We start from the raw sequence: 26,452 nt of genomic DNA on the forward strand, positions 1-26,452 counted from the left end.
GGGCGGTCCGTCACTCGAGGTCGAGGGTGATGAACTTCGGCCGGTAGAGGGTCGGGTCGCGCTGCAGCTCGCCGAAGTCGAAGGTGTTGACGTTGTACGAGATGAGCAGCTCGCCGTCTCGCGAGATCTCCGGGTGCCCGTGCGCGTTGTACGTGAAGTGCTGGCCGACGCCGGACTCAGGGGTCTCGTAGATCGTCTGCGGGTCCTGCCACGGACCCTCGGGCGCACACGCCGTCCAGGCCTGGATCTTCGGGCTGAAGGGGGCGGAGGTGTCCGACGAGATCATCAGGTACCCGTCGCGGTAGCGCGTCACGCTCAACTCGTTGGCCACGCCGTCGGTGAGGCGGGCGCTCTGGGTGACGTCGCTGCTCCACCCGTCCTGCGTCCGGTACTCCCAGCGGGACCGGTCCGTCAGGTTGCCGGCCGGGACCCGCGCCAGATGGAGGTGCTTGGTGGCCTCCAGGTCCTCGACCCCGTAGACGTAGGTGTGGGTTGGGGTCGACATGACGCCGGCGCCCCACGCGACGTGGTCCGAGGCGTCGCCCGGGTCGATGATCTCGGTGACCTTGAGATCGGGCAGGGACACGCGCGCCATCGCATTGCGCTCCCACGCAAAGCCCTGCCCCCCGGCCTGCCCGCTCACCTGGCGCGTCAGCGAGAGGAAGACGACGAGCTCGTCGCCCTGCACGACGGCATCCTGGACCCAGTAGTAGCTGTCGTCGCTCGGGTCGGGGAAGAAGGACTCCGGACCGGCGGAGGTGCGGGTGCTCAGCCGGCCGGACTCGCTCTCCGCCACGAGCGCGTTGTGGACCATCGCCATGCCCGGCGCCGGTCGGCCCGACGACGACACCTCACCGATGAAGGAGTCGCTGAAGAGCCACAGGGTCCGGTCGTCGGGCAGCCGCACGGAGTACGTCGAGTCACCGCCGATCCACCCGGGGCCGGTGAGGTCGAAGCGCGCATCCTCCGTCGGGGCGGGCGTCGCCCAGGCGAACCGCGCCGACGTGGCTTCACAGGACCCGTCACGCTCGTCGGTGCAGCCGGCCAGCAGGCCACCACCGAGCACGAGCACGGCGACGAGCGCAGTCCAGCGTGTTCGGCGCATCAGGCTCCTCGGGGTGGTCGGCTCACAACGTACTGCAGCCTGCTGGGCAGGCAGACCACCTGGCGAGGGTTCCGCGCCTCGACCGCCGGCGGTCCCGCGGCAGCACGCCAGGCATCACAGCCAGCCGAGGTCCTGGGCGCGCCGGGCCGCCTCGACCCGGTTGCTCGTGCCGGTCTTGCCGATCGCGGAGGACAGGTGGTTGCGCACGGTGCCGGGGGAGAGGTGCACCCGGGCAGCGATGGCGGGGGCGGACAGCCCGTCGAGCGCCACGGCAAGGACTTCGCGCTCGCGCTCGCTCAGCGGGTTGGGTCCGCCGATGACGACCTCTGTGGCGAGGGAGGGGTCGACGACCCGGCCGCCGCGCGCGACCGTGCGCACGGCCTCCGCCAGCTCGTCCGAGGGAGTGTCCTTGACGACGAAACCGCTCGCCCCGGCGTCCAGGGCCCGGCGCAGGTATCCGGGGCGACCAAACGTCGTGACGATGAGCACCTTGGTCCCGGGGACCTCCTCGCGCAGGAGACCGGCGGCCGCGATCCCGTCGAGCCCGGGCATCTCGACGTCGAGCACGGCGACGTCCGGCCGGGTGCGTCGGGCGGCCTCGACGACCTCGTCCCCGGACCCGACCTCGGCGACGACCTCGAGGTCCTCCTCCAGCCCGAGCAGCGCAGCCATGGCTCCGCGGACGAGGGCCTGGTCGTCGGCCAGCAGCAGGGTGATCACGGCAGCTCCACTCTCACTCTCGTGCCCGGGCCGTGCGGGCCCGGGATGCCTTCGGTGACGTCGAGGGTCCCCCCGACGCGGGCGAGCCGCTCGCGCAGCCCGGTCAGTCCATTGCCCTCGCGGCGCCCTCGCAGACCGCGTCCGTCGTCGACGACCTCGAGCCAGGTCGGCCCCCACGCGATGTCGGCGCGCCGGGCCCCGCTGTGGCGGATGACATTGGTCGTGGTCTCCCGCAGGGCCCACGCCACCGTGATGCGGTGGGCCGGGTCGACGACGTCCACGTCGGCCGGGACGGAGGCCTCGATCCCCGCGTCGCGCAGGGCCTCGACGGCGGTGTCGCGCTCGTCCGCCAGACGGGTCACCCGCAGACCGGCGACGGTCGCGCGGATCTCGGCGAGGGACTGCCGGGTCAGGGAGCGGATCGCAGCGATCTCGGCCTTGGCGCGCTCGGGGTCGCGGTCGACGAGTCGCTCGGCCAGGTCCGCCTTGAGCGAGACGACGGTCAGCGAGTGGCCGAGGACGTCGTGGACGTCGCGGGCCACCCGGTCGCGCTCGGCAGCGACCGCCAGGGTCCGCTGCATCTCCTCCCTGCGCTCGTCGCCCTCCATCATCCGCCGCAGGAGCAGCCCGAACCCGCCGATGAGCATCGGGATGAAGAGGAGGGGCCACAGCTCGCGCAGGTCGTTGGTGAAGAGCAGGACGAGGATCGTCCCCAGCCCGACGGCGAGCACCCCGGGCGCCGCCCATCGCCGCGGCCAGCCGAAGGCGGCGAGGCTCGCGAGGAAGGCGCTCATCCCGAAGACCTCGAGCCCGATGATCAGGGACAGCAGGCCCATGCACGCCACCATCGCGGCGAAGCCCCCGAAGGCCCACCAGCGCCGGAGCCGGGTCCAGCAGCCGTGCACGCCCATCTGCGAGTGGATGAAGGCCGTGATGTAGACCGCGGCAAAGAGGACGAGCAGGCCCCAGCCGACCACTCGCAGGAGCGGGCGGTCGACGGTCACCTGCGCGACCTCGTTGGCCGGGAAGAGCAGGAAGACCAGCCACACGGCCGCCAGCAGCCACCCGTGGCGGGCCCACGGGTCGACCACCTCGGCGGACAGGTCGTCCGCGAGGTGGCCGGCGTCGGAGGTGTCGGTCACTGCCGGTCCCGACCTCGGCGCACGAGGTAGACCGTCAGGAGAGCGAGGATCAACGTCCACACGCCCACGTTAACGAGCGGCACCCAGAGCGCCTCGTGGGAGAGGTTGCCGTCCATGTCGACCGAGTACCCCTCGGTCAGCGGGTACCGGGCCAGCGAGACGATGCCGTAGAGCGGGGTGAACTTCGCGATGGTCAGCATGACTCCCGACAGCGGGATGAAGATGTTGCCGAGGAAGGCGAAGATCACCAGCGACCCGCTCGCCGCACCGACCGCCGACTCCGACGTGAAGGCGAGCCCGAAGACCAGCCCGTAGAGCGCGAAGAGGCACGCGCCGAAGAGCGTGATGCCGGCGGTCGCCAACCAGACCCAGGCATCTCCCTCCGCGCCGGTGGCGGAGCCGATGGCGTAGATCAGGCCGATCGGGATGCACGCGACGACCATGGCCACGAGCGCCTTGGCCCCGACGTACGACGCATCGCGAAGGGGGGTCAGCCCCAGCTGTCGTCCCCAGCCCTGCATGCGCTCGACCGCCGAGGAGCCGCCGACGGAGACCGTCGCGGTGACGGCGCCGTAGACCGCCATCGAGATCATGATGTACAGCGCCACGTTGCCGCGCCCGATGTCCTCCTGGGCGAAGGTCTGGGCCGCGCCGAAGACGACGTACATGAAGGCCGGCAGGACCGCGATGAAGAACAGTCCGACGTAGTCGCGCGCCAGGCGCTTGAGCTCCAGGCTGATGATCGTGGGGTTCATCGGGTCTCCTCGGTGTCGTCCTGGGTGTCGGTGGTCTCGTCGAAGGCATCACGCGTGATCGCGAGGAAGGCCGCGTCGAGCGAGGCGGTCGTGACCTCGAGGTTGCTGCCCCCGAGATCCGTCAGCAGCAGTCGAGCCAGCGCGTCGGAGTCCTCGCCGACCGCCGTGATGCGGGCTCCCGATGTGGTGACCGAGCTGACCCCCGACAGCCCGCGCAAGCGATCGACGGTGGCGTCGACGTCACCCCTGCGGACGTCGGCGCTCACCGTACGACCGCTCACGCGGGCCCGGATCTCCTCGGTGGTGCCGTCGGCGACCACCCGTCCGCCGGCCATCATCACGATGCGGTCGGCGAAGTTGTCGGCCTCCTCGAGGTAGTGCGTGGCGAAGAGGACCGTGCGCCCGTGCCCGGCGTCCTCGTGCATGGTGCGCCAGAAGTCCCGTCGGGCACCGACGTCCATCCCTGCCGTGGGCTCGTCGAGGATCAGCAGGTCGGGGTCGGGCAGCAGGGCCAGGGCAAAGCGCAGCCGCTGCTGCTCGCCGCCGGACAGCTTCGAGACCCGTCGGTTCGCCTTGTCCGCCAGCCCAGCCCGCTCGAGGACCTCCTCGATCGGCTCGTGCCGGGCGAAGGTCGAGGCGACGTAGCGCACCGTCTCGCGGGCGGTGAGGTCGCGCAGCAGGCCGCCGGTCTGCAGCACGGCCGAGACCCTCCCTTCGTGCACGGCGCGGCGCGGGGAGGATCCGAAGGAGGTGATCCGCCCGGTCGTCGGCTCGGTCAGCCCGAGCACCATGTCGAGGGTCGTCGTCTTGCCGGCCCCGTTGGGCCCCAGCACGGCGAGGACCTCACCGGGCGAGACCGTCAGGTCGACACCGGCCACGGCGCGCACGGTCTCGCCGCGGGAGCGGAAGCTCTTGGTCACGCCCTCGAGGAGGATGCCGTCGGCTGCGGGGCGGGTCGCGGCCGGTGGGCTCGTCGTCTGCTGCGTCGTCGTCATGGGGGCAAGCCTCGCGGCGAAGGGGGTATCCCAGCCATGCCCCGATGTCACGACTGCGCAATGACAGGTGTCATGGTGCAGACACCTCTCAGGCTGACGGAGCATCATGGGGGGCCAGGCCCCGGTTGCCCGACCGGGCGTACCGACACGAGGAGGCCTTCGATGGGCGCAGCAGTGGAGATCAGCACCGGGACGATCGCTCCGGAGCACCTCGCGGGCAAGCACGTGATGCTCGGGACGCGTGACCTGGGCGTCTTCGACGGGTCGAGCGGCACGCTCCACTTCGAGATCCCGTCGGGCAAGCACGTGCTCTTCCTCAAGGACGGACTGACGACGTCGGGGGCAGTCGCCTTCCGGGTCCAGGCAGGGCACTGCGCACAGATCGTCGTCAAGGACAGCGAGGCGGGCATCTTCAGCGCCTTCTTCGGCGGGTGGTTCGCGCTCGAGCGGTCCGGCGACCACCTCGAGGCGCAGCACCACCTCGAGGACGGCGTGCCCGGGGCGGAGGAGATCTCGCCGGACGAGGTGCCTGTCAGCGCTTGACCGCATGGCCCGGTCGAGCTGCCCGTCCTGCCCTGCCCTCCTCCGGCCGGCGGGTGCCGCCGCGCCGACGGGCCGGGTCGTGCGGCACGATGTCGCCCATGAGTGACGAGGACCTGACGTCGGCGACCGGCGAGCTGGAGCTGCGCGCGGCCCGAGTGGGCATGGTCTTCGTGCTCCTGGTGTGCGCCGGCTTCGCGGTCATCGGCCTGTGCCTGCTCGCCGGTGACGGGCTCGTCCAGATGCTGGGTATTGCGCTCCTCGTCTTCTTCGGTGCGGTCGGCATCCCCACGGCGCTGTGGCGGCTCATCCGCCCCTCGGTCGAGGTGCGCGTCGACCCGACGCGCGGGGTGTGGATCCGTGAGCTCGGCGGGTGGACCCCGTGGTCGGACATCGTCTCGGTCGGTCGCGGGAAGGTCGAGTCCAGACCGGTCGTCGAGCTGCACCTGACCGAAGGGGGCACGGTGCGTGTCCCGCCCACGGTGGCCCGTCGTCCGCAGGAGGTCTTCGCGATCCTGTCGCGCGAGCACTCCCGGGCTCGCGCGCGCTGAGCACGGCGGGCGGGGGGCGGCCTCGCCTACGATCGCCTCATGCATGTCACCGGCCTGTGGATCCACCCCGTCAAGTCCCTCGGCGGCCAGGCGATCGACTCCGCCCGCGTGGAGCCGTGGGGGCTCGAGGGCGATCGTCGCTGGGGTCTGGTCGACCCGAGCGGCGAAAAGGTCACCGCCCGCGACCTGCACGCCCTCCTGCGGCTGCACGCGGAGCAGGTCGACGACGAGACGATCCGCATCCACGACGGGGGCGAGAGCATCCTCGTCGACATCCCCCTCGGTCTCCCGCCGATCCCGGTGAGCCATGCGCGGCAGGGGTTCGCCCCGCCGGCCGACCAGGACGTCAGCGAGTGGATCAGCGAGCGGGTGGGGCGCCCCCTTCGCCTCGTGTGGCAGGAGGAGCCGACTCAGCGACGGATGTCCGGTGCGCACGGTGGCCTGGTTGGAGACACGCTGTCCCTCGCCGACGCGGGCCCCGTGCTCCTCACGTCGGAGGCCTCGCTGGCCCAGCTGCAGGAATGGGTCGACGCTCGCGCTGCAGAGGACGACCCGGGCGCAGGTGCGGCCTTGCCGCTGAGCATGGTCCGCTTCCGGCCGAATGTCGTCATCGACGGCGGTGAGCCCTTCGACGAGGACGGGTGGGGGACGCTGCGGATCGGGGAGGTCAGGTTTCGCACGGCCGAGGTCTGCGACCGTTGCGTCATGACGACGATCGACCCCGAGACGATCGTCGCCGGCAAGGAGCCCATCCGGACTCTGGCACGCCACCGGACATGGGATGGCAAGACGTGGTTCGGCACCCGGTTGGTGCCCCTGGACGAAGGGCGCATCGCTCTCGGCGACGAGGTCGTCCCCGGCGACTGAGGTCTCCTACGTCCGCCGGTGGAAGGACAGGGCGACCGTCCGCTGGTCTCGCCGGGTGATCGAGTGCGACCACATCCCGCTGTCGATCATGTGGTGGTGGCGCCCGCAGAGCGGGACGGCGTTGTCGAGATCGGTGAGGCCGCCGGCTTCCCACGGCCTGAGGTGGTGGGTCTCGGTCCAGGCGAAGGGCCGATCGCACCCTTCGGCAGCGCACTCGTCGTAGCGTCCGGCGAGCGCCATCCGCTGGTTGTCGCTGAAGAGGCGCCGCTGTCGCCCGAGGTCGAGGGGGACGGAGTCGCCGTCGAGGACAGCGGGGAGGATGCCCGCGCCGCAGGCGAGGCGGCGGGCGGTCCCGGCGCTCATGACGTCATGGACGTCCGTGCCGGCGGCCCGGGTGCCGAGGTCGCCGAGCAGGTCGCTCAGGCGGGTCGTCACGAGCATCGTCGCCGAGACCTTGGTGTGCAGGTGGTCGGTCGGGATGCGGGTCAGTAGGTCGGCCAGCGCCAGCCCGCGGCGGTGCGCCCAGTCGAGGTGGCGATCGGCATGGCTCGTCACGAGCGACCGGTCGCCGTCGGTGGGGGCCGAGTCAGCGGCAGTTGCGTCCTCGGACCGGCGTCGAGGCGCGGTCATGGCGTCGATGACCTTCTTGAGCATCATCCCCGAGACCCAGGGGACGGTGAACTGCCCGGTCATCGTCCCGTCGCAGTTGTCCTTGATCCAGAAGGATGCCTTGTCCCGCGCAGCCTCCTCCTCGTCGGCGACGAGGTCGTCCTCGTGCTGGTCGACGGTCTCGACCCGCGACTCGAAGACCTCGATGATGCGTCGCGATGCCCGGCGCACCTGGCTGGGGGAGCGGTTGGTGCAGAGCTTGAGCAGGGCCAGCTCGCACTGTCGCCGCTGCTCGTCGGTCGTCGCGTCGGGGAGGGTGTCGAGCGCCCGCATGATGACCTTGGCGTGGGCCGCGCTGATGCGGCCCTCGTCGAGTGCCGCGCCGGTCGCGGTGAGGTGAGGTGTCCGTCGCCCTCCGTCTCCGTCGCTCGCGCCACCGGCCCCACCGCCCGCGCCAGGGCCGCCGCCCGGGTCACCGTCACCGCCGTCCCCCTTCGGCCGCTCACCCAGAGCATCGGCCAGGGCCGCATGACCCGCAGCGTCCGCACGGTCGGTCCGGGTGGTGCGGGCGAACCAGCTGGGGGTGTCGAGCTGCCCGGACCCCTCGTGCGCTCGCCGCTGCGAGGCCTGTGCCGTCAGCCGCAGCTGCACGGCCTCGACGCGGCGCTTGAGCCGCTCGACCTCGGCGATCTGGGCGCGCAGCTCGGCCGGGCCGAGAGCGTTGTCGGTGAGGCGGTCCATCATCGAGTCCACCTCGCGGTGGGCTGCCCGCAGGAGCGAGTCGAGGCTCGGGGTGAAGTCGATGGGGTGCCGCGCAGCGGCCAGGTCGATGAGGCTCAATGACCGCCCCATCGCCTCTTCGACCGCCCCTGTCAGCTCCATACGGAGACACTAGTCGAACACATGTTCGAGATCAAGACCCGTGGGGATTCCTTCTTCAGCGACCTCCGGCGCCCCAAGCCACCGCTGGCTCAGGCCATCTGCGGCACGACGACGAGGGCCAGCCACATGCCGATGCAGCAGCCGAGGGTCGTCAGGCCGAGCCCGATCATCTGCGCCGTGCGCACCCCGGGAGTCCGACCGAAGCGGACCGCGGAGTAGGCGACCATCGTCACGAAGCTCCCGATGAGCAGGCCCGCGATGACCGCGACGAAGGCGGCTGCTGCGGCGGCGAAGGGCGCCGCCGGACGGGTCGAGATGTCGGCGTCGTCGGCCTGGAAGGTCGTCACGAGCACGACGAGCGGGTACATGCCGCAGAGGACGAGGAGCGCGACCGACGGCACGACGTGGATCCACCCGCGGTCGGCGTGGACGGGTGCGGTGGGTGCGGATCGAAGGGGGAGTGCGGCCATGTCTGCGACGCTACGAGGCGCACCTCGCCCGGGTCACTGGGTAACGGTGCTCATTCCCGGGGCGACACCGGCACAGTGGGAGGCTGATGGCATGACCACCGAGGACGACGCGCTGGACCGCCTGCTCGCTGCGGGTGCCCGTATCGACGCCCCGAGCACGCCCTGCGGGACCGGGCCCGACCACGTCCACGAGACATACGGACCGGCCGCGGCACGCACCCTCGTCGTCGTGCACGGCGGCTACTTCCGGCCGGGCGTCGACCGGACCCACGCGAGACCGATGGCGCGCGCGCTCGCAGATCTCGGGTGGCGGGTCGTCCTCGCCGAGTACCGCCGCGTGCCGGGCGATCCCGACGCGACGCTCGAGGACCTGCAGCGCCTCGACGAGCACCTGCGGCGGACCGGCCACGACGTCGCCGCATGGGTGGGCCACAGCGCCGGAGGCGCCCTCGTCATGTGGCGCGCACTGCACCCCGACCTGCCGCCGGTGCGTGTGCTCGCGCTGGCCCCGGTCGCGGACTTCGACACTGCCGTCACCGATCGCCTCGGTGGCGACGCCGTCCGCGACTGGGTGAGGGCCACCCCGGACCGGGCGCCTGACGTGTACGCCCGGCTCGACCCGAGCCGCCTGCGCTCGGCCGACCCTGGTGCGGCGGGCCGCGTCGCAGTGCTTCACGGCGACGAGGACGCGAGCGTCCCCCTTCGTCAGAGCGACGGATGGGCACGCACGGTGCTCACCGGAGCCCACCACTTCGACGTCGTCGACCCGGCGTCGCCGCACTGGCCGGCCGTCGTGGCCGCGTTGCCCGGCTGACCCTCAGCGGGTGAGTGCCGCCTCGATCCGCAGCAGCGCCTCGGCCACCTCGCCGTACGACGTGTTGAGGGGCGAGAGCCCGAGCCGGATCCCGTCGGGCTCGCGGAAGTCGGGGACGACGTCGTCGTCCCACAGCGCCCGGTAGACCTCGCGGAAGTCCTCGTGCGCGATGGTCACGTGGCCCCCTCGCGTGGCGTCTTCGCGGGGAGAGACGAGCCGCACCCCCAGCCGGGCCAGTCGCTCGTCGACGGCCGCGATGACGAAGCGACCGAGGCCAGCAGCCTTGTCCCGCACCGCTCCCAGACCCACCGACTCGATGAGGTCGACGGTGTCCTCGATGCCGACCATGCCGAGCACCGGGGGAGTGCCGGAGATGAAGCCGCGCATCCCCGCGCCCGCCTCGTAGCCGGGCCCCATGACGAAGGGAGCGGCGTGTCCCATCCAGCCCTGGATGGGCTGCCGCAGCCGGTCCTGGTGGCGCGCAGCCACGTAGCCGAAGGCGGGCGCACCCGGCCCGCCACCGAGGAACTTGTAGGTGCACCCGACCGCGAGGTCGACGCCGTGCGCGTCGAGGTCGCTGGCGACGACGCCGACGGAGTGGCACATGTCCCACAGCACGAGGGCGCCAGCCTCGTGCGCGAGCCGGGTGATCTCGGGCAGGTCGGCGATCCATGCCGACTTGTACGCGACGTGGGAGAGCAGGACGACACCGGTGCGGTCGGTCAGGGCGGAGGCGACGAGGTCGGGGGTGACCCCCTTCGCCGGGTCCGGCTCGAGCCACACGAGCTCGGCACCGGTCTCGGCCGCGATGCCCTCGGCGACGTAGCGGTCGGTGGGGAAGTTTTCGGTGTCGAGGACGATCTCGGGGCGCTGCGGGCCGGCGGCGGCGACCGCCGCTCGCAGCAGCTTGTAGAGCATGACGGTCGTCGAGTCGCCGACGACGGTCTGGCCTGGGGCGGCGCCGAGGCAGACCTCACCGATGCGGTCACCGAGGCGCAGCGGCAGCTGCATCCACTGCTCGTCCCACGAGCGGATCAGGCGGTCGGCCCAGTCGTGCTCGACGAGCCGGGTGATCCGCTCGGCGGTGGCCCGCAGCGGCCGTCCGAGGGAGTTGCCGTCGAGGTAGGCCACGAGGCCCGCCGACGGCAGGTAGAGGTCACGTGTGTGACGAAGGGGGTCACTCGCGTCGAGCTCGGCGGCACGGGTCCGCAGGTCGGTGGTCATGCGCCGATCTCCGTCCGCACGGCGAAGAGCTCGGGGAAGAAGGTGAGGTCGAGCGCTCGCTGGAGGAATCCGACGCCGGAGCTGCCGCCGGTGCCGGTCTTCATGCCGATGGTGCGCTGCACCGTCTTGAGGTGGCGGAAGCGCCACAGCTGGAAGTTGTCCTCGAGGTCGACGAGCTCTTCGCAGGCCTCGTAGACGTCCCAGTGCTGCTCGGCGTCGCGGTAGATGTCGGTGAGGACGGCGACGAGCTCGGCGTTGAGCTCGTGCGCGGTCGTGACGTCGCGCTCGAGGACCCTGGTGGGGATCGGGTAGCCGCGGCGTGACAGGTAGCGGAGGAACTCGTCGTAGAGGCTCGGCGCCTCAAGCAGCTCGCTGAGCACCGCGTGGGCCTCGGGGTCGGTGGTGTGGACGGGCAGCATGCCGGCGTGCTTGTTGCCGAGGGCGAACTCGACGGCGCGGTACTGCCAGGACTGGAAGCCCGAGGCGTGGCCGAGGTAGGGGCGAAACTCCTGGTACTCCGTCGGGGTCAGCGTCGCGAGCACGGACCACTGGTCGGTCAGCGTGCGCTGGATGTGCTTGACGCGGGCGATGCGCTTGAGGGCGATGCGCATCTCGTCGGCGGCGAGCAGCTCCATGGCCGAGCGGGTCTCGTGGAGCACGAGCTTGAGCCACAGCTCGCAGGTCTGGTGCTGGACGATGAAGAGCATCTCGTCGTGGTGCTCGCTCATGGGGTGCTGCGCGTCGAGGAGCGTGTCGAGGGCCAGGTAGGACCCGTAGGACATCTCCTCACGGAAATCGCGGTGAACGCCTGCCTCGATGTCTCGTGTGTTGCCGGTCACCGCCTCAGACTAGGCGCTGCGGCCCGCGGTCAGGTCAGGCCTGCTCGACGTCGGGGAGGCGTCGGGACGAGATGACCCCGAGCACGCCGAGGGCGGCGAGGAAGAGCAGCGTCCCGATGATGCTCCAGCCGGCGATCGCGGAGCTGACGGCACCGACGACGAGGAGCACCAGGCCCATCGCCGAGTTGGAGACGGCGACGTAGGTGGTGCGCTGGTCGCCCTCGGCCATGTCGACGACATAGGTCTTGCGCCCGACACGCACGCCGGTGTGGAGCAGTGTCACGAGGAAGTAGGCGGTGACGAAGACGGCGTAGGTGAGCAGGCTGCCGCCGTCGAGGTCGAGCGTGGTGTCGAGGAGGACGAGCGTGACGAGCACCAGCGAGGCGAGGGCGGCGCCGAAGGTCATGAGCCGCTTGCTCGAGCGGTCGGCCATGCGCCCGAAGGTGCGACCGCCGAGCAGCGAGGCCAGCCCCGACGCGATGATGAAGCCGCCGAGGCCGGTGAGCGCCGGCGCGCCGGCCTGCACGGCGAGGGTGACGATGAAGGGCGGGCTGAGCGAGGAGACGAGCAGGAAGCTGCGGACGGTGACGAAGTTGCGGAAGGTCGCGTCCTCCCGCAGCAGCGTGATCGTCTCGGCGAACCAGTTCTGCCCGTCGTCTGCCCCGTCGCTGTCCGGTCCCTGAGGAGGCGCGCCAGCGCCGTCTCGAAGGGTCACCGGCTCCCGCACGCTCGCCCACACACCGGCGACGAGCACCCAGAGCACGGCGCCGGCCCCGAGGATCGCGGCGAGGGTCTGTGCATCGAGGTCTTCGCCGAGGGCGCGGACCGCCAGCCCGAGGGTGATGGCGACGAGCCCGGAGGCGGTGGTGGCGAGGCCGTTGATCTGGCCGCGCTCTCCCTTCGGCACGACCCTGGCCTGCACGTCCTTCGAGGCGATCGACGTCAGGCACCGGCCGAGGGAAAAGACGGTGAGCGCGACGAGGATCGTGAGTCCGGCGGCCAGCCCGCTGCCGAGCGCGGCGGTCGCGGCCATGACGGCGACGGCCGCGGCCTGGACGAGTGCGCCGGCGACGGTGACGAGTTTGCGACTGCGGACCCGCACGACGAAGGGGGTGAGCAGCGCCTGGGGGAGCATCGACCCCGACTCGCGGATGGGGACGAGTGCACCGGTGAGCGCGGCGGGCACGCCGATGGCGTGGAAGAGCCACGGGAGGACCGTCGAGGCGCTGACCGCTTGGTCGCCCGAGGACTGGAGCGCGTTGGCTCCGACGAGACGAAGGGAGTTGCCCGGCACGTCCCGCCGCACGTCGTCGGGGAGCTCGGCCTCCGCGTCGAGGTCACGTGTGATGAGCAGTGCGTGGAGGCGTTGGGTCGTCGTCACCGCGTCAATGTAGACCGAGGTGCCGACGGTGGGGCTGGCGGTGGATGGTGGGTGGCTCCGCCCTGTGGACAACTCGAGGTGCGAACCTCGGCATTTTCTCTAGTGTGGATCGTCGAGAGGGCCCGGGTGACGGGCCCGGGGAAGGATCCACGTGCGCGCTGTCCGACGTCCTGCTGTCCTGCTGAGTGCCCTGGCATTGGCCGTGGGTGGGCTGTCCGGTTGCGGGGATGACGAGCCCGATGGCTCCGACACGATGACCATCGAGCCGCGGGACCCGTCGAGCTCGACGGGTTCGTCGGGGGCGTCGAGTGCGAGCTCGTCGTCGAGCTCTGGGAGCAGTTCGTCGTCGACCAGTGCGAAGGGTGATGCCCCCGAGATCCCGGCGGAGGCGAAGAAGCACACGGATGAGGGTGCGGTCGCGTTTGCCGAGCACTATTGGTCTGAGACTGGACGTGCGCTGGAGGCCTCCGACACCACTCATTTGAAGGAGCTGTCCTCCGATTGCCTGCCTTGCGACGAGTATGTCGGCACGGTCGAAGCGGAGAAGAGGAAGGGGCAACGCGCCGATCGCAATCCGATTTCGATCAGGTCCAGCACGTCGACGGACGAGACCGATGGGAAGTCGGAGAAGGCTGTCACCCTCGAGGTAGATGACGCGGCCTACGAGATGCTGGACAAGTCCGGCAAGGCTGTTTCGAGCGTTGACCCCGTTAGTTACGACCTCATTGTGTACCTCGACAAGCGGGGTGCAACCTGGACTGTGGTCGATCTGTTGGCTCTCACATGAGGTACCGGGCACTGCGACTCTTGCTGGTGCTCGGTCTTGCGATTGGCGGTGGTTTGGGTCCGACCGAGGCTTGGGCCGAGCCGACTGAGCCGATGCCCAAGACGAACAACCACCGGATCAGGACACTTGCCACCGTAGAGCGGCAGGTCGCTTCTCAGGAACGCCATCAGCAACGTCACTCTGGTCAGTCAAGGGGCAGGAGTCCGCTGGGTGTGGACGCAAAGGCCGTTAGATGGGAGTCCAGATCGAAGACCTGCACTGGCGGAGGGCTCGACCCAATGTGCAGCGGCGTGATCATCGACTGCCGGATGCGAGGTGGCGGCACACCGCGTCTGGTGTGGCAGCGGCCGGTCGGTACCGACGAGTGGTTCGGTCCTCAGCAGACCTGCCTGCCGGGGACACCCCCTCCACCCGACATCAACGACCCGACCATCCCGCGCACTCCACCCCCTCCGCCCACGCCGACGATCACGCAGATCCGTGAGGCCTTCCTCGAGCTGCCCTTCGCCAAGCCGAAGACCTCGATGCAGCCCGTCGGCAACAAGACCCTCGTCGGGCTGCCGACCTACTACCGCGCCACCTGGCCGAGCGCGGGCGGCCTCAAACCCGGCGACGTGAGCAAGCCGGTCAAGCTCCTCTCGTGGTCGATCGAGTTCAAGATCGCGTCCAAGGACTACCGCTACGACTACGGCGACGGCAGCACGTCCTCGTGGACGAGCAGCGCGGGCGGGCGGTACCCCGACGGCGACATCAAGCACACCTACGACAGCACCGGGACGCGCGAGGTCAAGGTGGACGCCCGCCTCGTCGGGCAGTACCGCGTCAACGGCGGCGCCTGGCAGGACCTGGGCGCGGTCGCGGACCTCCAGGACGAACCCGTCACCGAGTTGGAGGTCGTCGGGACCCGGACCCGTCTCGTCAGCTGAAGCCGACGCTGATCCCGCACCATCGAAGGGAGCGACGCTCACCTAGCCGGCAGGATCGTCCCCACGCACTCACCGAAGTCGATGACCGACCCGTCAGCGCCCGGCGCGCGCCCCCGCAGCACGACCGTCTGACCGTCCTCGAGGAAGCGCTGCTCGCGCCCGTCGGCGAGCACGAGCGGCTCCTTGCCACCCCACGACAGCTCCATGAAGGAGCCGCGCTGGTCCCTCCCTTCGCCTGAGACCGTGCCGGAGCCGAAGAAGTCACCGGGCCGCAGGGAGGCGCCGCCCACGCTCATGTGCGCGACCATCTGCGGCGCGGTCCAGTACATCGTCCGGTAGGGCGGGTGCGAGACGACTTCGCCGTCGAGCTCGACCTCCAGCGTGATGTCGAGGGCCCAAGACTCGCCCCCTTCGTCGAGGTAGTCGGCGAGGGCGTGCTCTCGCTCGGGCGGCGCCACCCGCGCAGCGGCCAACGCCTCCCACGGCACGACCCACAGCGAGATCGACGAGGCGAAGGACTTGCCGAGGTAGGGCCCGAGCGGCACGTACTCGAAGGCTTGGATGTCGCGGGCCGACCAGTCGTTGAAGAGCACCGCACCGAAGAGGTGCTCCGCAGCGGCCTGCGCCACCGAGACCTCACCCTCGGGAGCTGACCCACCCACGACGAAGCCCATCTCGGCCTCGATGTCGAGGCGGCGCGACGGGCCGAAGCTCGGGGTCCCGCCCTCCTCCGGCCGCAGCCCCTTGGGCCGCGGCACGTCGGTCCCCGACGGCACGACGGTCCCGGCGCGGCCGTGGTAGCCGACGGGCAGGTGCTTCCAGTTGGGCAGCAGCGGCGCCTGGTCCGGACGAAACATGCGCCCGATATTGGTCGCGTGCTGCTCCGATGCGTAGTAGTCGACGTAGTCGGCGACGGTGAAAGGCATGTGCATCGTCACCTCGGCGACGGGCGTCGCCGCAGCCGCGACGACGCCGTCGAGTCCGTCGGTCGTCACGACCTCCTGCAGCCACGTCCGCAGTGGCTGCCACACGGTGTGACCGGCCGCGAGCAGGGCGTCGAGATTGCTCCCGGACGCCGCGTCACCCACCTCGACGGGCAGTGCGGGACCGCCGGCAGTGGCCACGGCCGGCACGAGGTCGCGCAGCGAGATCGCCGCGTCGCCGAGGCGCACGCCCAGTCGCGGGTCACCACCGGCGGGGGAGAAGGAGCCGTAGGGCAGGTTGTCGGGCCCGAAGCCCTCGGTCGACAGTCGTTGTGCCGCAGTCGTCATGGAGTCGTGCCTCTCGTCAGGTCGCGGGGAAGAGATCACGTCGGTGCAGGCTGTCGGCAGGTTCGCCGACGCTGCAGGTGCCGAAGCTGGTGAAGGAGGCGCGCCACGCCCCGTCCGAGGCGGCCGCGGCCGCGCCGAGCCGCGCCGGGTCGGTCTCGGCGAGCCAGCCGGCGATGACCTCCCGGCCCTCGCCGGCGCGCGCAGCCTGCGTGGCGAGCGCGATGTTGAGGAAGCCGTGGTGGGTGAAGCCCGTCTCGGCGTTGGTGTGGCGCACCGCTTCGTGCAGCCCGGCCGTGAGCTTGAAGGGCAGCCCGGCGGCCACCGCAGCGACGAGGACGTCGCCGAGCTCCTGCGGGGTGGGGAAGAGGTGCGCCTCGATGCCACCCGTCCGGTACTTCAGCCGAAGGGGGGTCCCCGCCAGCAGGTCGAGGGCGCCCTGCGTGACCTGGGCTGTCGTCAGCTCCACGTAGACCGGCAGGGCGGTCACCGCCGCGGCCTCGCGGATCTGGGCCTCCCACACCGACCGGTCGTCGGGGGCCGTCTTGAGCTCCACGGCCACGACCCGCAGCTCGGGTGCCACCCCCTTCGCCATCCTGAGGGCCTCGCCGAGCCGCCCCGCCGGCGTGACCACGGAGACCTCGACCGGACCACCGGAGAGGTCGCAGCTGGCGGCGACCCGCTGGGCCTGCGGCAGGTCCGCCAGCGACAGCACGGCCGGGCCGACGGCGTCGTCGAGCAGCGTCGAGCGGCGCGCGACGTGATCGGTCACGGCCTGCGACACGGGCGCCAGCCCGGGCGGGAAGGTCGCGGCGTCGTCGAAGAACGCGACGAACTGCTCGGGCACGGTGCTCATGCGTCGCCCACCCATCGCCCGCCGGTCCACGACCGCGCGTAGATCCCGTCGTCGACGGCCAGGCCCCCTTCGCCGAGGTCGAGCGGACGGAAGGTGTCGACCATGACGGCCGTCTCGTCGAAGTACTCCACGCCGAGCGAGGCCTCGACGGCACCCGGTTGCGGGCCGTGCGCGTGGCCGCCGGGGTGCACCGAGACCGACCCCTTGCCGATGCCCGAGCCCTTGCGCGCCTCGTAGTCGCCGTCGACGTAGAACATGATCTCGTCGCTGTCGACGTTGGAGTGGTAGTACGGCACCGGCACGGCGAGCTCGTGGTAGTCGACCTTGCGCGGCACGAAGTTGCAGACGACGAAGTTGTGGCCCTCGAAGACCTGGTGGACCGGCGGCGGCTGGTGCACCTTGCCCGTGATCGGCATGTAGTCGCGGATGTTGAAGACGTAGGGGTAGAGGCAGCCGTCCCAGCCCACGACGTCGAAGGGGTGCTCGGTCACCGTGTGGATCGTGCCGGTGATGCCGCTCGGGCCCCGCCCGCGGTGCTTGATGTGCACGTCGACGTCCTGCTCGTCGACGAGCAGTGGCTGTGTCGGCCCGCGCAGGTCGCGCTCGCAGTAGGGCGCGTGCTCGAGCAGCTGGCCGTAGCGGGAGAGGTAGCGCTTCGGCGGGGCGATGTGGCTGCTCGCCTCGATCGCGTAGAGACGCGCGGCCTCGCCCTCGCGCAGCACCCACCGGTGGATCGTCGCGCGGGGGATGATCGCGTAGTCGCCCTCGGCGACCTCGAGCGCGCCGAACTGCGTCTCGAGCAGCGCAGATCCGCGCTCGACGTAGACGCACTCGTCACCGATGGCGTTCTTGTACAGCGGGGACGTGAGCCCGACGTGGGCGTAGGAGATGCGCACGTCACCGTTGCCGAGGACGAGCCGACGACCGGTCACCGCGTCCGTCCCGGCAGCCTGCTCGTCGGTGAAGAGGTCGTGGAGCCTGAGGTGCCGGGGGAGCAACGGCTCGTTGGGCGTGAGCGTCTGGTCGGGCAGCTCCCACGGTCGCGCCCCGACGATGCTCGACGGGATGTGCCGGTGGTAGAGCAGCGAGCTGTCGGAGCTGAAGCCCTCTTCGCCCATGAGCTCCTCGGAGAAGATGCGCCCGTCGTCGTCCTTGAAGAGGGTGTGCCGCTTGCCCGGCACGGGTCCGACCTGGCGGTAGTGGGCCATGGGCTGTCCTTCACGTCGTTGTGCGGAGAGCGGATCAGAGTGTGCGCTCAGCGCACATCCTAGCGCGCGTAGGTACCGCGTGACCATGGCCCGATCGGGGCCTCAGAGGTGGGTGACGGCCTCGCGGGCGTGCTGGACGAAGGGGAGCAGGGTCGCCACGTCGAGGTCGCCGGGACGGCCCAGGCGGATGACGCCGATGGCGCCCTCCACGTCGTCGGCGATGCTGCCGGTGCCGATGGCCAGGCCGAGCGCGCCGGGCTGGATCTGTCCGTCCGACAGGGCGTGCCCGTCGGCGCGAGCGGTCTGCACGGCCTCGGGGTCGTCGGGTTGCGGCGGTCGCTGGGCCAGGATCGCGATGCCGTCCGCACCCGAGCTCAAGGGGTGGCGGGTCCCGATCTGGTAGCTGATGCCGATGGCCCCGCGGACGCTCGGCTCGGCCACGGCGATGGCGACCGACTCGTCGCCGTCGGCGATGGAGACGAAGGCGGTGCACCCGCTCTGGTCGGCGAGCTCCTGCACGATCGGCTGGGCCGCGAGTCGGTACTGACTCATGAACCGGCCCGCGTAGGCGAGGGCGCCGCTGCCGAGGCGGTAGCGGCCGTCGGCCCCCTTCGTCACGAGGTGACGCTGCTCGAGGGTCGCGAGGATGCGGTAGGCGCCGGCGCGGTGCACCCCGAGCTCGTCGGCGAGCACGGCCGGGGAGATGCCGTCCGTGCGCCGGGCGACGACGTCCATCGCCTCGAGGCCGCGGTCGAGCGTCTGCAGGGTGCTCATGATGTCGGGCAGTGTACGCAGCGGCTGCCGACGCGCGCCCTCAGAGCAGACCGGCCACCTGCGCCGCGGCGGGCCCCACCGCGTGACCGAGCCGGGTGGCCCCCTCGACGTCGTCCTGATGGCTGCCGCCCACGCAGACGGTCACCCCGTGATGGTCGGCCAGGGCCTTGGCGAGCGTGCTGGCCGTGCGAGCGTCCGGGCGCCGCGGCACGCCGATGACCACGCACCGCGCGGTGTGGGCCGTCACAGCCGCGGTCCAAGCGTCGGTCGGCAGGTCGGCTCCCAGATAGACGACGTCGACGCCCAGCCGACGCAGGGCCACGGCGAAGGCGAAGACGCCCAGCTCGTGGTACGCCCCGGCGGGCAGGCCGACAATCACCCGTGGCCCGCCGACCCTGCTGGCGGCGGCGTCGAAGGCGGCAGCGAGCCGCCGCAGTACCGCGTGCGCGACGAGGTGCTCCCCGGCGACCGTGACCCGGCTGTCGGCCCACGCCTCCCCGAGCTCGACGAGCGCGGGCATCAGCCAGTCGTCGACGACCGCCTCGAAGGAGCCGGTCGCGAAGCGCTCGTCGAGGACCGCGGCGACCCCGGCCGGGTCCATCGCGGCGGCCGCGTCGATGAGTCGTCGGGTCGCGTCGGCGCCGGACGAAGGCGGTGTGCTGAGGTGCGACGGAGGAGCCTCGAAGTGGGCCTCACCCGCCGGTGTGGTCGCGGCGGCCGGTGGGGGTGTCGGGTCAGGCCGACCTGGTGCTGACCCTATACCGCTGTGGCGTCGGCCCGCCTCTGCCGCAGCATGGCTCGCCGTCCAGCCGTCGGCGACGAGCTCGGCCATCGTGCGCAGCCGCGCCAGGGCCTCGTCGTCGTAGAGGCGGTAACCGGCGTCGGTGCGCTGCGGCTCGACCACGTCGTAGCGGCGCTCCCAGGCCCGCAGCGTGGCGGCGGAGACGCCGGTCAGCTCGGCGGCGCGTTTGATCGTGTACATCGACAGCGGTCCTCTGGCTCCTTCACAGCCGCGGCAGCACCCGGGCGAGGGCCTGCTCGGCGTCGTCACCCAAGCGGGTCAGCGGGCGCCGGAGCAGCGGCGTGGCCAGCCGGGCGAGTCCCTTGAAGCGGAAGTCGGCCTCGTAGACGAGCGCGCTACCCCTCCCGCCGACACCCGGCCGGATCGACATCCGGTCGTGCACGACGACGCTCGAGTTCTCCCCGCGCATGACGACGAGCCGGTCCGGCTGCAGGTCGACGGTGACGTAGGTCAGCTCTGTCTCGCGTCCGCGGAAGACCGACCGGTTGCGGTAGCGGCTGCCGACGCCTCCGTCGCCCTCCACGAGGGTCGTCTCGAGCGTGCCGGGATCCCACTCCTCGCTCGTGGTGAAGTCGCTGAGGTAGGCGAAGACGGCACTCGGGGGAGTGTCGGGGGCAGTGATCGTGCGGGTGATCTTCACGGCGAACCATCCTTGGACAAAGGTTTGACATGTGGGCTGCCGCCAGCCTACCTTTTGGACAAAGGTTGAACAATCCTTGTGGTCCCTCGGCGACGAACCCGAGAGGTCCCCCCCCTTCGTCCCCGGTTGGAGCGCACGACGTGACAGAGCCCCGAGACCGAGCCTCTCGACCCACCGCAGCCATCATCGGCGGCGGGGTCTCCGGCCTGACCGCCGCCCACGTCCTCTCCCGGTCCTACGACGTCACCCTCTTCGAGGCCGACGAGCGCCTCGGCGGACACGCCCACACGCACACCGTGGACACCGCCGCCGGCCAGGTCCGGGTCGACTCGGGCTTCATCGTCCACAACGAGCGCACCTACCCCCACCTCCTGCGGCTCTTCCGTGAGCTCGACATCGCGACGCGGCCGACCGAGATGAGCATGTCGATCACCTGCGACGGGTGCGGCCTGTCGTGGGCCGGGGGACGCGGCCCAGCAGCGGTGCTCGCCCAGCCACGACGGGCGGCCGACCCCCGCTTCGTGCGGATGCTCTGGGAGATCCCGCGCTTCCACCGGGCCGCACGAGCCCTCCTGCACGGACCGGCGGAAGGGAGGTCCCCGCACGACCCGACGTGGGGCGAGTTCCTCGAGGAGGGCGGCTTCTCGTCGTACTTCGTGGCGCACTTCGCGCTCCCGCTCGTCTCCTGCGTCTGGTCGTCCGGGGACGATGACTCGCTCGGCTACCCCGCCCGGCACCTCTTCGCCTTCCTCGAGCACCACGGCATGCTCAGCGTCTCCGGCTCGCCCACGTGGCGCACCGTCGTCGGCGGATCCGCCACCTATGTCGACGCTCTCGCCGCGCGACTGGGCGAGGTGCGCACCAGTGCTCCGGTCACCTCCGTGACGCGACACGACGACGGCGTCGACGTGCGCACCGCCGCCGGGGTCACGTCCTTTGACCGGGCGGTCGTCGCGACCCACGCGGACCAGGCGCTCGCGCTGCTCGCCGATGCGACACCGCAGGAAGAGGAGGACCTCGCCGCCATCCGGTACTCCCGCAACGCGACCGTGCTGCACCGCGATGCCAGCCTGCTCCCGACGGCACCGAGGGCCCGGGCCTCGTGGAACTACCGCAGCGCCACGTGCGGCGGCGCCGACCGCCCCCGGGTCACCTACTGGATGAACCGGCTGCAGGGCTTCGACGAGACCGGTGACCAGCTGCTCGTGTCGCTCAACTCCGCTGACGACTTCGCCGAAGGGAGTGTCGTCGCTCGGATGGACTACGCGCACCCGGTCTTCACCCGCGAGGCGGTCGCTGCTGCCGCCCGCCTGCGCACCGCCGGCGGCGACCGGCTCGCCTTCGCCGGGGCGCACCTGGGGTGGGGCTTCCACGAGGACGGGTGCCGGTCGGGGGTCGAGGCCGCGCAGCGTCTGGGGGTGTCGTGGTGACGACCGCGCCCACGCTCATCTCGCTGCCGACCCTGCCGAGCCTCGTCGTCGGGACGGTGAGCCACCGACGACGGACCCCGATGGAGCACGCCTTCACCCACCGGCACTACCAGTGGCTCGTCGATGTCGACGACCTGCCGCGGCACCGGTGGCCGCTGTCGCTCCTCACCCGCATCACCGCCGATGGCCACCTCGACGACGGCCGGCTCGGCGGGGGGATCCGCGGCGACCTCGAGCGGTTCCTCGCCCGCCGCGGCACGACCCTCGCGGCGGACGACCGGATCGTCATGCTCACCCACGCCCGTGTCCTCGGGCACGTCTTCGACCCGCTCACCGTCTACTGGTTCCTCGCGCCCGACGGAGGGCTGCGCGCCACGGTCCTCGAGGTGCACAACACCTACGGCGAGCGGCACGCCTACCTGCTCGAGCTCGACGACCGAGGGCGTACGCGCACCGACAAGCAGTTCTACGTCTCGCCCTTCAACGACACCCGCGGCACCTACGATGTGCGCATGCACCTCGACGCCGACCGGGTCGCGGTCACCGTCGCGCTCGACCGCGACGGCGAGCGGGTGCTCACGGCGACGACCACCGGGGCGATCCGGCAGGCGTCTCGAGCTGCGGTGGTGCGCACCGCCCTTCGCCACCTGCCCATGACCTGGCGGGTCACCGCCCTGATCCGACTGCACGGCGTCTGGCTGTGGGCCAGGCGCCTGCCCATCCAGCCCCGCAGCCCCCACCACCAGGAGGACCTGAGATGACTGCCCCCGCCCTCGACCGACCGCTGTGCCTGCGGCGGCCCTCCCTCCGACCGTGGTGTGTGCGCGCGCACCTGGCCCGCCCGATCCTCACCACCGTGCTCGGCCGGGTCCCGGTGCGGGTCACCCTGCCGGACGGAAGCGCTCTCGGCGGTGCGGCGGACGACCCGACCGCGCCGACCCTGCGGATGCTGCGCGCCACCGCGCTCTACGAGCGGATGGCGCACCACCCCAAGATCGGTCTGGGCGAGGGCTACATGGCCGGCGACTGGGACGCCGCGCCGGGCACCGACCTCGCCGACGCGCTCGTGCCCTTCGCCGAGCGGCTGCCGACCCTGGTGCCGCCGGTGCTGGCTCGGATGCGCCGGGTCGTCGACCGGCGCATCCCGGCCGCCACCCGCAACACGCTGACGGGGTCGCGCGCCAACATCGAGGCGCACTACGACCTGAGCAACGAGCTCTTCGCCGCCTTCCTCGACGAGACGCTCAGCTACAGCTCGGCCATCTTCGACGAACGCCGACCGGTGGCCGAGCAGACCCTGGCCGACGCGCAGCGCGCCAAGATCGAGGCGGTGCTCGACGCCGCAGACGTGCGGGCCGGCGCCCGGGTCCTCGAGATCGGGACCGGGTGGGGGTCACTCGCGATCGCTGCCGCCCGGCGGGGGGCCCACGTCACGACGATCACGCTGTCGGGCGAGCAGGCCGAGCTTGCCCGACAGCGCATCGCGGCTGCCGGGCTCGCCGACTGGGTCGAGGTCCGGCTGCAGGACTACCGCGAGGTGACCGGGCAGTTCGACGCGATCGTCAGCGTCGAGATGATCGAGGCGGTCGGCGAGGAGTACTGGCCGACCTACTTCCGCGCGATCGACGACCTGCTCGCCCCCGGAGGGGTGGCCGCGATCCAGTCGATCCTCATGCCGCACGAGCGCTACCTCGCGACCCGGCGGTCCTTCGGCTGGATCCAGAAGCACATCTTCCCCGGCGGTCTGATCCCCTCGACCCGGGCGATCGAGGAGACGACCGAGCGGCACGCCTCGCTGCGGGTGACGAGCGCGCGCCACTTCGGTCAGGACTACGCGGTGACGCTGCGCCGGTGGCGCGAGCGCTTCCTGGAGCAGTGGCCGACGATCTCCGCGGCGGGCTTCGACGAGACCTTCCGGCGCACGTGGGAGTTCTACCTCGCCTACTGCGAGGCCGGCTTCGCCGCCGGCTACCTCGACGTGGCACAGATCCGCCTCGAGCGCGAGGTGCTGTTGTGAGCAGCCTGGTGGGGCAGCGGGTCTGGCTCGTCGGGGCGTCGAGCGGCATCGGCGCGGCTCTCGCCGAGGAGCTGCACGAGCGCGGCGCGATCGTCGCCGTGAGCGCGCGCCGGGCGGATCGGCTCGACGAGCTGTCCCGCGGGCGCTTCGCCACGGTGCCGGTGGACGTGACCGACCACGCCGCGGTGCTCGAGGGGGCACGGCAGGTGGGCGAGACCATCGGGCCCATCGACACCGTCGTGTGGTGTGCCGGCTACTGGCACACCTTCGACGCGACCGACTGGCAGGCCGAGGAGTTCGCCCGGCACGTCGAGGTCAACCTCCTCGGGCTCGGGCACGTCGTCGACGCGACCGTGCCAGAGATGGTCGCCCGCGGCCGTGGTCACCTCGTGGGCGTCGCCTCGGTCGCCGGATACCGCGGCCTCTCCGGGGCCGAGGCCTATGCCGCGACGAAGTCGGCCCAGATCACCCTCCTGGAGTCGATGCGAGCGTCCTTGTCCGCGAAGGGAGTTCGCGTCACGACCGTCTGCCCCGGCTTCGTCCGGACGGAGATGACGGAGAGCAACTCCTTCCCCATGCCCTTCATCATCGACGCCGACGAGGCGGCGCGCGAGATCGCCGACGGCCTCGAGTCGGGCCGACCCGAGATCGTCTTCCCGTGGCCCATGGCGGTGACGATGAAGCTCGCCCGCCTCCTGCCCGTCCGGGCTTGGACGGTGCTGTCGTCGCGCCTGGCGGGCCGAGCATGACGAGCGTGCTGTGGTTTCGCCGGGACCTGCGCCTCACCGACCACCCGGCGCTCCTCGCCGCCCACGACGAAGGGGAGGTCCTGCCCCTCGTCGTGCTCGAGCCGGGCCAGGTGGCCGACGAGCGCCCGCCGGCGCGGCGGCTGCGGCGCTCGCTCGCCGCACTGCACGGGGCGACCGGGGGTGCGCTCGTGGTCCGGGTCGGCGACCCCGTCCACCTCGTGCCACGAGTCGCCGAGGCGGTGGGTGCGGAGCGGGTCCACATCACCCGGGACACGACCCCGCAGGGGCGCGAACGTGACGCCGCAGCCGCCGACGAGCTCAGCGCTTCGGATCGCGAGCTGGTGACGACCGGCAGCCCCTACGCCATCGGGCCGGGCCTGGTCCGCACGAGTGAGGACACGCCCTACAAGGTCTTCACCCCCTTCGCCCGGGCCTGGCGGGACCACGGCTGGCCTGAGCCCGCGGGGCGGCCCGACGTCGAGTGGAGGCGCGAGGCCGACCTGCTCGAGGGTCTCGGCGACGACGCACTCCCGGCGGTGCTGGCCGCGGCCGACGAGGAGGCGGTCGACGGACGGGCCGGGGAGGAGGCCGCCCTGGAGCGGTGGCGTACCTTCCTCGACGACGACCTCGCCGACTACGGCACCGCACGGGACCGACCCGACCTCGACGCGACGAGCCGGATGTCGGTGCACCTCGCCCACGGCGAGATCCACCCGCGCACGATGCTCGCTGACCTCGCCGCCCACCCGGACGGCGGCTCCGAAGGCCTGCAGCGCTTCGTCACCGAGCTCGCCTGGCGCGAGTTCTACGCCGACGTCCTCTGGCACCGACCGGACTCGGCCTGGCGCGACCTGCGGGGTGCGCTCGCCGACCTGCCCTACGACGAGGGCCCGGAGACCGACCGGCTCGTCACGGCCTGGCGCGAAGGGCGCACCGGGTACCCCTTCGTCGACGCGGGGATGCGTCAGCTCGCCGCCGAGGGGTTCATGCACAACCGGGTGCGGATGGTCGCCGCGAGCTTCCTCACCAAGGACCTGCACGTGTGGTGGCCGGTCGGGGCACGCCACTTCCTCGACCACCTGCTCGACGGCGACCTCGCCTCCAACAGCCACGGCTGGCAGTGGGTCGCCGGCACCGGGACGGACGCGGCGCCGTACTTCCGCGTCTTCAACCCCGTGCGGCAGGGCGAGCGATTCGACCCCGACGGTGCCTACGTGCGCCGCTGGGTGCCGGAGCTCGCGCACCTGCCCGGCGCGACGGCGCACTCCCCGTGGGACCACGACGAGGGCCATGCGCACGGCTACCCGCAGCGGGTCGTCGACCACGCGGAGGAGCGACGTGAGGCGCTGGACCGGTACGAGCGGACTCGGGCATGATCCACCCCGTGGTGGAGCTGCGGGCATTCATCTCAGCAGCGGTTGTCGCGCCGGTGCCGCGTGATCACCGGGAGCCCGACGCGCTGGTGCGCCGACGCCGGGTGGTCAGCGCGCTGACCCTCATCGTCGGGGCGGTCGTCCTCGCGGTCACCCTGCGCATCCCGCCGGGTGACGAGTCCTTCTACGTCGGCGGGCTGGCGCTCGCCGCGGTGTGGGCGGTCGGGGGCCTGGCGGCCGGGAGGTTGCACCTCGGGTGGGCGCACACGCGCGATTCCGGACTGGCACGACCGGTGGTGCAGCCCGTGGCACTGGCGCTGCTCTCCGTCGGGGTCTTCGTCGCCGGCGCCGTCGTCGTCGGCGCGGTGCCGTGGCTGGCCGACCGGGTCGACGCGGTGCTCGACCACGCCCGCTACGGCTCGCTGCCGATTGTCTGGCTCATCACCGTCGTGACGGGGGTCGGCGAGGAGCTCTTCTTCCGCGGGGCCCTCTTCGCCGCGGTCGGTGGTCGGCACGCGCTCGCCGTGACGACCCTCGTCTACACACTCGTCACCGCCGCCACCGGTAACGTCATGCTCACCTTCGCCGCCCTGCTGCTGGGGTTGCTCACCGGGGCCCAGCGTCGGGTCACCGGGGGAGTGCTCGCCCCGATCATCACCCACGTCATCTGGTCCAGCTCGATGCTCGTGCTCCTTCCACCCGCCCTCGACCTCCTGAGGTAAGCCACC

28 protein-coding genes are annotated in these 26,452 nt (G+C 71.6%); 12 read left to right on the plus strand and 16 right to left on the minus strand.

Going from position 1 to position 26,452, the window contains the following annotated elements:
- Window positions 1-10: 10 nt before the first annotated feature.
- The 5 genes from CWN80_RS03065 to CWN80_RS03085 all read right to left on the minus strand — a co-directional run bounded on the left by CWN80_RS03065 (window position 11) and on the right by CWN80_RS03085 (window position 4,717).
- Window positions 11-1,105, minus strand: a complete 1,095-nt coding sequence (locus tag CWN80_RS03065) for a DUF4185 domain-containing protein (RefSeq protein WP_007925258.1) — start codon at window positions 1,103-1,105, stop codon at window positions 11-13.
- A gap of 114 nt (window positions 1,106-1,219) precedes the next feature.
- Entirely contained in the window at window positions 1,220-1,825 is a 606-nt protein-coding gene (locus CWN80_RS03070; RefSeq protein ID WP_007925256.1) for a response regulator, read from the minus strand.
- Entirely contained in the window at window positions 1,822-2,967 is a 1,146-nt protein-coding gene (locus CWN80_RS03075) for a sensor histidine kinase (protein WP_128276861.1), read from the minus strand. The genes CWN80_RS03070 and CWN80_RS03075 overlap by 4 nt, the downstream gene beginning before the upstream one ends.
- The gene (locus tag CWN80_RS03080; RefSeq protein ID WP_007925255.1) at window positions 2,964-3,722 is read right to left on the minus strand and encodes an ABC transporter permease; all 759 of its coding nucleotides are present in this window, start codon (window positions 3,720-3,722) and stop codon (window positions 2,964-2,966) included. The genes CWN80_RS03075 and CWN80_RS03080 overlap by 4 nt, the downstream gene beginning before the upstream one ends.
- Window positions 3,719-4,717 carry an ABC transporter ATP-binding protein gene (locus CWN80_RS03085; RefSeq protein ID WP_007925254.1) on the minus strand — a complete coding sequence of 333 codons (999 nt, stop codon included), beginning with the start codon at window positions 4,715-4,717 and terminating at the stop codon, window positions 3,719-3,721. The genes CWN80_RS03080 and CWN80_RS03085 overlap by 4 nt, the downstream gene beginning before the upstream one ends.
- A 162-nt stretch (window positions 4,718-4,879) precedes the next feature.
- On the opposite strand from CWN80_RS03085, the gene CWN80_RS03090 reads away from it, so the two are divergent.
- The 3 genes from CWN80_RS03090 (at window position 4,880) to CWN80_RS03100 (ending at window position 6,675) form a co-directional block, all read left to right on the plus strand.
- A complete protein-coding gene (locus CWN80_RS03090) occupies window positions 4,880-5,260 on the plus strand; it encodes a hypothetical protein (protein ID WP_128276862.1) in 381 nt (126 codons plus the stop codon).
- A 98-nt stretch (window positions 5,261-5,358) separates the two neighbouring features.
- Complete coding sequence (locus CWN80_RS03095) at window positions 5,359-5,808, plus strand: hypothetical protein (protein WP_007925252.1); 450 nt, start codon at window positions 5,359-5,361, stop codon at window positions 5,806-5,808.
- 39 nt (window positions 5,809-5,847) lie between these two features.
- Window positions 5,848-6,675 carry an MOSC domain-containing protein gene (locus CWN80_RS03100; RefSeq protein ID WP_007925251.1) on the plus strand — a complete coding sequence of 276 codons (828 nt, stop codon included), beginning with the start codon at window positions 5,848-5,850 and terminating at the stop codon, window positions 6,673-6,675.
- A gap of 6 nt (window positions 6,676-6,681) precedes the next feature.
- On the opposite strand, the gene CWN80_RS03105 is transcribed toward CWN80_RS03100, so the two are convergent.
- Window positions 6,682-8,124, minus strand: coding sequence for an HNH endonuclease signature motif containing protein (locus tag CWN80_RS03105; protein WP_007925250.1), 1,443 nt, complete (start codon window positions 8,122-8,124; stop codon window positions 6,682-6,684).
- A 131-nt stretch (window positions 8,125-8,255) separates the two neighbouring features.
- Window positions 8,256-8,636, minus strand: coding sequence for a hypothetical protein (locus CWN80_RS03110; RefSeq protein WP_007925249.1), 381 nt, complete (start codon window positions 8,634-8,636; stop codon window positions 8,256-8,258).
- Between the two features lie 91 nt (window positions 8,637-8,727).
- Between CWN80_RS03110 and CWN80_RS03115 the strand changes: the two genes are divergently transcribed.
- A complete protein-coding gene (locus tag CWN80_RS03115) occupies window positions 8,728-9,450 on the plus strand; it encodes an alpha/beta hydrolase (protein ID WP_007925248.1) in 723 nt (240 codons plus the stop codon).
- 3 nt (window positions 9,451-9,453) lie between these two features.
- Here the strand turns inward: CWN80_RS03115 and CWN80_RS03120 are convergent, their stop codons facing one another.
- The 3 genes from CWN80_RS03120 to CWN80_RS03130 form a co-directional block, all read right to left on the minus strand.
- Window positions 9,454-10,674, minus strand: coding sequence for a kynureninase (locus CWN80_RS03120; RefSeq protein ID WP_007925247.1), 1,221 nt, complete (start codon window positions 10,672-10,674; stop codon window positions 9,454-9,456).
- Window positions 10,671-11,456 carry a tryptophan 2,3-dioxygenase gene (gene kynA / locus CWN80_RS03125; RefSeq protein ID WP_007925246.1) on the minus strand — a complete coding sequence of 262 codons (786 nt, stop codon included), beginning with the start codon at window positions 11,454-11,456 and terminating at the stop codon, window positions 10,671-10,673. The genes CWN80_RS03120 and kynA overlap by 4 nt, the downstream gene beginning before the upstream one ends.
- Before the next feature lie 91 nt (window positions 11,457-11,547).
- Window positions 11,548-12,894, minus strand: a complete 1,347-nt coding sequence (locus CWN80_RS03130) for an MFS transporter (protein ID WP_007925245.1) — start codon at window positions 12,892-12,894, stop codon at window positions 11,548-11,550.
- Window positions 12,895-13,045: 151 nt separating this feature from the next.
- On the opposite strand from CWN80_RS03130, the gene CWN80_RS03135 reads away from it, so the two are divergent.
- Together CWN80_RS03135 and CWN80_RS03140 are read left to right on the plus strand one after the other, a co-directional pair.
- Window positions 13,046-13,681 carry a DUF6318 family protein gene (locus CWN80_RS03135; RefSeq protein ID WP_128276865.1) on the plus strand — a complete coding sequence of 212 codons (636 nt, stop codon included), beginning with the start codon at window positions 13,046-13,048 and terminating at the stop codon, window positions 13,679-13,681.
- Window positions 13,682-13,971: 290 nt separating this feature from the next.
- Entirely contained in the window at window positions 13,972-14,607 is a 636-nt protein-coding gene (locus tag CWN80_RS03140) for a hypothetical protein (RefSeq protein ID WP_128276866.1), read from the plus strand.
- Window positions 14,608-14,645: 38 nt separating this feature from the next.
- Here the strand turns inward: CWN80_RS03140 and fahA are convergent, their stop codons facing one another.
- The 6 genes from fahA to CWN80_RS03170 all read right to left on the minus strand — a co-directional run bounded on the left by fahA (window position 14,646) and on the right by CWN80_RS03170 (window position 20,155).
- Window positions 14,646-15,878, minus strand: coding sequence for a fumarylacetoacetase (gene fahA, locus CWN80_RS03145; protein ID WP_128276867.1), 1,233 nt, complete (start codon window positions 15,876-15,878; stop codon window positions 14,646-14,648).
- A gap of 16 nt (window positions 15,879-15,894) precedes the next feature.
- A complete protein-coding gene (locus CWN80_RS03150) occupies window positions 15,895-16,731 on the minus strand; it encodes a hypothetical protein (protein ID WP_128276868.1) in 837 nt (278 codons plus the stop codon).
- The gene (locus CWN80_RS03155; protein ID WP_007925233.1) at window positions 16,728-17,939 is read right to left on the minus strand and encodes a homogentisate 1,2-dioxygenase; all 1,212 of its coding nucleotides are present in this window, start codon (window positions 17,937-17,939) and stop codon (window positions 16,728-16,730) included. Before CWN80_RS03155 ends, CWN80_RS03150 begins: the two co-directional genes overlap by 4 nt.
- A gap of 102 nt (window positions 17,940-18,041) precedes the next feature.
- On the minus strand, window positions 18,042-18,713 hold the full coding sequence (locus CWN80_RS03160; RefSeq protein ID WP_007925232.1) for an IclR family transcriptional regulator: 672 nt from the start codon (window positions 18,711-18,713) through the stop codon (window positions 18,042-18,044).
- Window positions 18,714-18,753: 40 nt separating this feature from the next.
- Window positions 18,754-19,695 (minus strand): MerR family transcriptional regulator, encoded by a 942-nt coding sequence (locus CWN80_RS03165; protein ID WP_007925231.1) that lies wholly within the window; start codon window positions 19,693-19,695, stop codon window positions 18,754-18,756.
- Between the two features lie 22 nt (window positions 19,696-19,717).
- Window positions 19,718-20,155: an SRPBCC family protein gene (locus tag CWN80_RS03170; RefSeq protein WP_007925230.1), complete on the minus strand. Its 438-nt coding sequence runs from the start codon at window positions 20,153-20,155 to the stop codon at window positions 19,718-19,720.
- A gap of 140 nt (window positions 20,156-20,295) precedes the next feature.
- Between CWN80_RS03170 and CWN80_RS03175 the strand changes: the two genes are divergently transcribed.
- Genes CWN80_RS03175 through CWN80_RS03200 form a run of 6 tightly spaced genes read left to right on the plus strand, consistent with a single transcriptional unit; the run spans window position 20,296 to window position 26,446 of the window.
- A complete protein-coding gene (locus CWN80_RS03175; RefSeq protein ID WP_238148039.1) occupies window positions 20,296-21,585 on the plus strand; it encodes an NAD(P)/FAD-dependent oxidoreductase in 1,290 nt (429 codons plus the stop codon).
- Window positions 21,582-22,346, plus strand: a complete 765-nt coding sequence (locus tag CWN80_RS03180; RefSeq protein ID WP_238148040.1) for a DUF1365 domain-containing protein — start codon at window positions 21,582-21,584, stop codon at window positions 22,344-22,346. The genes CWN80_RS03175 and CWN80_RS03180 overlap by 4 nt, the downstream gene beginning before the upstream one ends.
- Window positions 22,343-23,602, plus strand: a complete 1,260-nt coding sequence (locus CWN80_RS03185; protein WP_007925227.1) for an SAM-dependent methyltransferase — start codon at window positions 22,343-22,345, stop codon at window positions 23,600-23,602. Before CWN80_RS03180 ends, CWN80_RS03185 begins: the two co-directional genes overlap by 4 nt.
- Window positions 23,599-24,351, plus strand: coding sequence for an SDR family NAD(P)-dependent oxidoreductase (locus tag CWN80_RS03190; RefSeq protein WP_007925226.1), 753 nt, complete (start codon window positions 23,599-23,601; stop codon window positions 24,349-24,351). The genes CWN80_RS03185 and CWN80_RS03190 overlap by 4 nt, the downstream gene beginning before the upstream one ends.
- Window positions 24,348-25,727, plus strand: coding sequence for a cryptochrome/photolyase family protein (locus tag CWN80_RS03195; RefSeq protein WP_007925217.1), 1,380 nt, complete (start codon window positions 24,348-24,350; stop codon window positions 25,725-25,727). Before CWN80_RS03190 ends, CWN80_RS03195 begins: the two co-directional genes overlap by 4 nt.
- Window positions 25,724-26,446: a CPBP family intramembrane glutamic endopeptidase gene (locus CWN80_RS03200; RefSeq protein WP_007925215.1), complete on the plus strand. Its 723-nt coding sequence runs from the start codon at window positions 25,724-25,726 to the stop codon at window positions 26,444-26,446. Before CWN80_RS03195 ends, CWN80_RS03200 begins: the two co-directional genes overlap by 4 nt.
- Window positions 26,447-26,452: the final 6 nt, after the last annotated feature.

It is taken from the genome of Janibacter hoylei PVAS-1 (assembly GCF_004025845.1).
Classification (GTDB): domain Bacteria; phylum Actinomycetota; class Actinomycetes; order Actinomycetales; family Dermatophilaceae; genus Janibacter; species Janibacter hoylei.

Bases quoted from the DNA above. Each gene is read 5' to 3' on its own strand.
- CWN80_RS03100 (WP_007925251.1), top strand. From the start codon at position 5,848: ATGCATGTCACCGGCCTGTGGATCCACCCCGTCAAGTCCCTCGGCGGC.
- CWN80_RS03200 (WP_007925215.1), top strand. From the start codon at position 25,724: ATGATCCACCCCGTGGTGGAGCTGCGGGCATTCATCTCAGCAGCGGTT.
- fahA (WP_128276867.1), bottom strand. From the start codon at position 15,878: ATGACGACTGCGGCACAACGACTGTCGACCGAGGGCTTCGGGCCCGAC.
- CWN80_RS03085 (WP_007925254.1), bottom strand. From the start codon at position 4,717: ATGACGACGACGCAGCAGACGACGAGCCCACCGGCCGCGACCCGCCCC.
- CWN80_RS03090 (WP_128276862.1), top strand. From the start codon at position 4,880: ATGGGCGCAGCAGTGGAGATCAGCACCGGGACGATCGCTCCGGAGCAC.
- CWN80_RS03185 (WP_007925227.1), top strand. From the start codon at position 22,343: ATGACTGCCCCCGCCCTCGACCGACCGCTGTGCCTGCGGCGGCCCTCC.
- CWN80_RS03120 (WP_007925247.1), bottom strand. From the start codon at position 10,674: ATGACCACCGACCTGCGGACCCGTGCCGCCGAGCTCGACGCGAGTGAC.
- CWN80_RS03095 (WP_007925252.1), top strand. From the start codon at position 5,359: ATGAGTGACGAGGACCTGACGTCGGCGACCGGCGAGCTGGAGCTGCGC.
- CWN80_RS03160 (WP_007925232.1), bottom strand. From the start codon at position 18,713: ATGAGCACCCTGCAGACGCTCGACCGCGGCCTCGAGGCGATGGACGTC.
- CWN80_RS03110 (WP_007925249.1), bottom strand. From the start codon at position 8,636: ATGGCCGCACTCCCCCTTCGATCCGCACCCACCGCACCCGTCCACGCC.
- CWN80_RS03150 (WP_128276868.1), bottom strand. From the start codon at position 16,731: ATGAGCACCGTGCCCGAGCAGTTCGTCGCGTTCTTCGACGACGCCGCG.
- CWN80_RS03155 (WP_007925233.1), bottom strand. From the start codon at position 17,939: ATGGCCCACTACCGCCAGGTCGGACCCGTGCCGGGCAAGCGGCACACC.
- CWN80_RS03165 (WP_007925231.1), bottom strand. From the start codon at position 19,695: ATGTACACGATCAAACGCGCCGCCGAGCTGACCGGCGTCTCCGCCGCC.
- CWN80_RS03080 (WP_007925255.1), bottom strand. From the start codon at position 3,722: ATGAACCCCACGATCATCAGCCTGGAGCTCAAGCGCCTGGCGCGCGAC.
- CWN80_RS03195 (WP_007925217.1), top strand. From the start codon at position 24,348: ATGACGAGCGTGCTGTGGTTTCGCCGGGACCTGCGCCTCACCGACCAC.
- CWN80_RS03115 (WP_007925248.1), top strand. From the start codon at position 8,728: ATGACCACCGAGGACGACGCGCTGGACCGCCTGCTCGCTGCGGGTGCC.
- CWN80_RS03065 (WP_007925258.1), bottom strand. From the start codon at position 1,105: ATGCGCCGAACACGCTGGACTGCGCTCGTCGCCGTGCTCGTGCTCGGT.
- kynA (WP_007925246.1), bottom strand. From the start codon at position 11,456: ATGTCCTACGGGTCCTACCTGGCCCTCGACACGCTCCTCGACGCGCAG.